This is a genomic window from Sandarakinorhabdus limnophila DSM 17366 (assembly GCF_945882885.1).
GTDB classification, from domain to species: Bacteria; Pseudomonadota; Alphaproteobacteria; order Sphingomonadales; family Sphingomonadaceae; genus Sandarakinorhabdus; species Sandarakinorhabdus limnophila_A.
The window spans coordinates 1-4,417 of record NZ_CAMCWT010000101.1 but is presented as its reverse complement, the minus strand read 5'-3'; the positions used below and the strand labels follow the sequence as shown (position 1 = coordinate 4,417).

Annotated in this window: 6 protein-coding genes; 2 read left to right on the top strand and 4 right to left on the bottom strand. The window is 60.6% G+C overall.

The features are described from left to right. On the bottom strand, positions 1-368 hold a 368-nt coding region (locus Q7O19_RS13110), incomplete at its 3' end, for a hypothetical protein (protein ID WP_303810936.1). Between the two features lie 320 nt (positions 369-688). Continuing rightward, positions 689-1,081 carry a hypothetical protein gene (locus Q7O19_RS13105; RefSeq protein ID WP_303810935.1) on the bottom strand — a complete coding sequence of 131 codons (393 nt, stop codon included), beginning with the start codon at positions 1,079-1,081 and terminating at the stop codon, positions 689-691. A gap of 283 nt (positions 1,082-1,364) precedes the next feature. Here Q7O19_RS13105 and Q7O19_RS13520 point away from each other — a divergent pair, with 283 nt between their 5' ends. Both Q7O19_RS13520 and Q7O19_RS13100 read left to right on the top strand, forming a co-directional pair. Further along, a complete protein-coding gene (locus Q7O19_RS13520) occupies positions 1,365-1,586 on the top strand; it encodes a helix-turn-helix domain-containing protein (RefSeq protein ID WP_369692487.1) in 222 nt (73 codons plus the stop codon). Between the two features lie 95 nt (positions 1,587-1,681). Next, positions 1,682-1,822 (top strand): hypothetical protein, encoded by a 141-nt coding sequence (locus Q7O19_RS13100; RefSeq protein WP_303810934.1) that lies wholly within the window; start codon positions 1,682-1,684, stop codon positions 1,820-1,822. A 29-nt stretch (positions 1,823-1,851) separates the two neighbouring features. Here the strand turns inward: Q7O19_RS13100 and Q7O19_RS13095 are convergent, their stop codons facing one another. After that, entirely contained in the window at positions 1,852-3,069 is a 1,218-nt protein-coding gene (locus Q7O19_RS13095; protein ID WP_303810933.1) for a trans-acting enoyl reductase family protein, read from the bottom strand. 351 nt (positions 3,070-3,420) lie between these two features. Beyond that, a partial coding sequence (locus Q7O19_RS13090; RefSeq protein WP_303810932.1) for an FAD-binding oxidoreductase occupies positions 3,421-4,417 on the bottom strand: 997 nt, incomplete at its 5' end.

The following is a 4,417-nucleotide window of genomic DNA, read 5'->3' as shown; positions in this document are numbered from 1 at the left end:
TCTGCGTCGATCAGGGCATGCCACAGCAGGTTGTTGGCGCCGTCTGCGCGGAATTGCCGGGGATTGGCAGCAGTAACCGCGGCGACAATCGCCATGTTGCGGGCAACTGAATCAATCAGTTCGACTGATGCCTGTTGTGTTTCAGCCATGTTGCGGTTGACCTGCCGCTCCAGGTTGGCGAGCGCCGAGCGTTCATTTTCCTGGTAGCTGTAGACAAGGATGCCCAGCAGTGGCGCCACGGCGAAGAACGAAAACATCAGAAGCGTGACAACGCCAAAACTCAACTGAAAGGACAAAGGCCGGGGCCGAAATGCGTGCGACAGGGACATTTTCAAACTCGGTGAAGAGGACTTGGGGAGATTATCCACCCCAAGTTTTGACGATCGACGAGGCAGTGAGAGTTCACGTCAGTGATTGGCATGCCGTATCGGCTTACAGCCCGGTAGAACGGACACTTGACGGACATTGAGGCAGTGCGCGGTTGGCGCACAAAGCCGATGTATCAAGCAAGGCGGCGTGACTGCAATCTTGCACTCCCACCCCCTCAAATTCCCACCTAACCAGACCACACCCCGGGGGTACCCACATTTCCCCGAGATGGGACCCGAGCTTCCTTCCTACATACGATTTTAGTTGTTCTTTTTGCGTCAGAAGCGCGCGACCTTTATGCTGTATGCCGTTCCAAGCATTATGACTTTACTGCTACGGTGACAGCCGACTGCGTGTAACCCGACAACTCCCTACCTCTCGGGATCACCGCACTCTTGCCTGTAACGAACAACAAGCCCCCGGCAATGAACACAGCCCCGAGCGCCGCAAGAGTGTTTCCTTCGCCTTCCTGACGAAATTTTCCATCAATAGGGATGGCCTGCCCATTAAGGTCGATCCGACGAAGCGCGATTTCCAGTTTGCCAGACTTCCCGAAGACGCCCTTACCAGTCCGCATGGTCACTTCTCCAATCGCGGGCGTGCCGCTAGGAATAGCAGTGACGCCGTTAATCCGGACATCGTATGCGACCGTCAGCCTGAATGTGTGGCCAACCTTGATTTGATCACCCTTTGACGAGAGTTCGTCACTCATCCGAAGGACTACTTCAGTGTTCGATGGAATAACAACTTGTTGCGACGACGGTTGCGACGTTAACGCTGGCTGGTCGCTGGGTAGAGGCATCTGCTGCGCAGATAGGGGCACGCTCGTACCCAGTACGCTCGTCAGAGCAATGACGGCACAGATACGTGTCGAACTCTGGTTTAAACGCTTCATCATGTTAATTTTACTCCATATAAATATTTTAATAAATTTCGGCCAATAGAGGAACTATAGTCCCTTGTTTTACAGCCGGCAACAGGGCGCGCTGCTGGAAGTGTCGCAAGAAAGAGACTGGTCCGTCATATTGGGCGCAAACGTAAGTTCGCGACGAAAGGCGCTGCGAGTTACGCAAGAGGAGCTTGCATACCGCTTAGGTATGGATTTCCGATATTTAGGCGAGATTGAAAGAGGACAGGAGAACCCCTCTCTGAGGGTAATAATGGCGCTGTCACAAACCCTTGGATGCTTACCGGCGGATTTGCTCAATCTGGCTTGATCGCCGTGAAACGATTTTTTCGTGCGTGATCCTGCCCTGCCCCGCTTTGAGTGACCCAAAATCTGGAAGAGGTTCGGCCACGAAGAAGGAATGGGATGGCGAGGAAACACACGCCAGAGGCGATCATCGACAAGCTGCGTGCAGCGGAGATCGGGCTGGCACAGGCCAGAACTGGTGCCGATGCGCATCGCCGGATCGGCGTCACCGAACAGCGCTACGACCGCTGGCGCAAGTGATCGCCCCCCACCGAGTGCGATCTGCCCGCCTAGGGCAACAGCTCGAACGTAAGTCCGGCATGCGCCTGCAGCCGTTCGATCAGCCTATCCCCCAAGATCGTCGCTGGCGTCCAGAAGCCACCCGCCACCTCGGCAGAAACGTCTTTGGCAAGGCATGCGGCGGCTTGGGACAACATCTTGGCAGTTGATCCGTAGCCGGGATCGCGGTCCCCTGTGACCCGGCAACCTATCGTGTCGCCCTTTGCCGTCGACCCGAGGAAAACAAGATCAAAGCCGCCCTCCAGTTGCGCCTGTTCGCTTGGTCCTTCGCCCGGCTTGGGCAGCACCATGGTCTCGAGCAGCCAACGCACAGGCGGCGCAGCCAAGCCGACCATAAGGGCATTCACGCCCCAAGTCGCAGTTCGGGCCGTCCGCTTGCCTTTCGCGCCCTCACCCGTCACCATCGCTTCCTCGTACTGAAATGCCGCACCATAGCTCTTGTTGCTCAGGGCGTTGGACCGATGCACCACCCGCGTGTTGATGCCCGCCATGACGAAGGGGGCAACCCAGCCGCCGTAGACATCATCATATGCGATTTTCACATCCGGCTGTGTAATCGAGAAGCCATGGCCAGGCGGGCAAAGGCTATAGGGGTCTTTCAACTCGCGACGCAGATCTGCGTCGCCAACAGCTTCCTTGACCATGTTGATCATGCTCGCGATCGTGCCGCCCGACGCGCCGCCCTTGATGCTGACGACGCGCATATTGATCCGGTCGCAGGGTTGGCCGAACTGTTCCAACGCATGGCGTTGCAAGAAATGGACGCCCAGATCGGAGGGGATGCTGTCGAAGCCGCAGCAATGCACGATCCGCGCGCCGCTGGCCTTTGCATCGGCCGCATGGCGTGACTGCATCTTGCGGATCCACTGCGGTTCGCCCGTCAGGTCGCAATAATGGGTGCCGGTCGTTGCGCACACCTTCACCAACAGGTCACCATAAAGCGCGTACGGGCCGACGGTGGACATCACGACCTTGGTCCGGGCACACATTTGCACCAACGCCTTTTCATCAGCCGCGTCGGCCACAATAAGCTCGACCCCCGAAAGCCCGATCGTATCGCTGAGCTGCTGCAGCTTGCTGCGTGACCGCCCGGCGATTGCCCAAACGATCGACCCGTCGGCGAACTGCTCGTGCATATAGCGCGTAATGATCTGGCCGACGAAGCTGGTGGCCCCGTATACGATGATGTCGAATTTGTTCTCGGCCATTTTATCCTGCTGCGTCCGTGATTTTTCAGTAAGCGCTCAGTTTGAAAACGTGGCGTTGATTGGCGTGCACCCCTAATTGGTACCGTTCAGAAGGAGAACCCTTGGCTTTGATGGCTGATGGTTGATGTGATTGCAACAGGGCTGGGGGCATGCACCCTGCCCTGTTGGCCGGCGATCTCGCCCGGGGTGTGACCGCCCGGCTTCGCGTGCGGCCTGATGGTGTTGTCGTCATGCGTCCAGACCCCCCAGGATCGATCTGCCGCTCCTGTAACCAGCGCAGGATCGATGTCGAGGTCAGCGGTCCTAGGTGCGAACCTTGGTGCGTCCACCATTTCGATTGCCAATCCAACTTCACCCGGTGCGATCGCGCAAGGCGTACCAGAGCATGCCGAGCACGTGCAGTGGGCCGCGCAGCAGCGCGCCGCCGGGGAAGCCGGCGGGGGCCACGGCGGCGAACGGGGTGAAGCGGGTTTCGTCACCCAGGGCGGCTTCGGCGAGGAGGGCGCCGCCCAGGGTTGAGAGCACCGCGCCCTGCCCTGAATAGCCGTGCGCCCACAGCACGGGGCCATCGCGGCCGATGTCGGGCAGGCGGCTGCGGGTGATCGAAACAAGGCCGCCCCAGGCGTGAGCGATGCCGATGCCGGCCAGCATCGGGAAGCTGCGTTCCAGGAAGGGCCGCACGAACGCGGCCATGTCGGCCGGGGGGCGCGGGCTATAACGTTCGCCGCCGCCGAACATCAGCCGGCCATCGGGCGTGCGGCGGAAATAATTTACGACAAAGCGGCTGTCGCTCACCGCCTGGTTGCTGGGGATCAGGCCGGCGCCGCTATCGGGCAGAACATCGGTCGTGACGATGTAATTGGCCACCGGCATGATGCGGCTGTGGACACGGGCATTGAGCGGACCGAGCAGCGCATCGCCGGCGACGATGGCCTGGGCGACGGTGACACGGCCCGCCGAAGTGTGCAGCACCACGCCCCCTGCCCGCCGTTCCAGCCGCGTCACCGCGCTGTGTTCATGCAGGTGCGCGCCGGCCGCCGCCGCAGCACGGGCGAGGCCCAGCGTGTAGTTGAGCGTGTGGAAATGGCCGCCGCCGGCATCGAGCAGCCCGCCGTGACTGGGGCTGGCCACGGCCGCTTTTGCCGCCGGCGCATCCAGAACCGACAGGCAGTGATAGCCGAGCCGGGCCGCCGCCTCGGCCTCGTGGGCGAAATCGTCGAGGTCGCGCGGGCGCACGGCGGTGGTGAGGTGGCCAGTGAGCGCCAGATCGCAATCAATGCCGTGACGCGCCACCAGATCGATCACCAGATCGCGGGCCGACAGGGCGAGGTGAAACAGCGCGCCGCCC

What these genes read in the sequence shown, in the direction of transcription:
- Q7O19_RS13100 (WP_303810934.1), top strand. Translation starts at nt 1,682, where the DNA reads ATGGCGAGGAAACACACGCCAGAGGCGATCATCGACAAGCTGCGTGCA.
- Q7O19_RS13095 (WP_303810933.1), bottom strand. Translation starts at nt 3,069, where the DNA reads ATGGCCGAGAACAAATTCGACATCATCGTATACGGGGCCACCAGCTTC.
- Q7O19_RS13105 (WP_303810935.1), bottom strand. Translation starts at nt 1,081, where the DNA reads ATGAGTGACGAACTCTCGTCAAAGGGTGATCAAATCAAGGTTGGCCAC.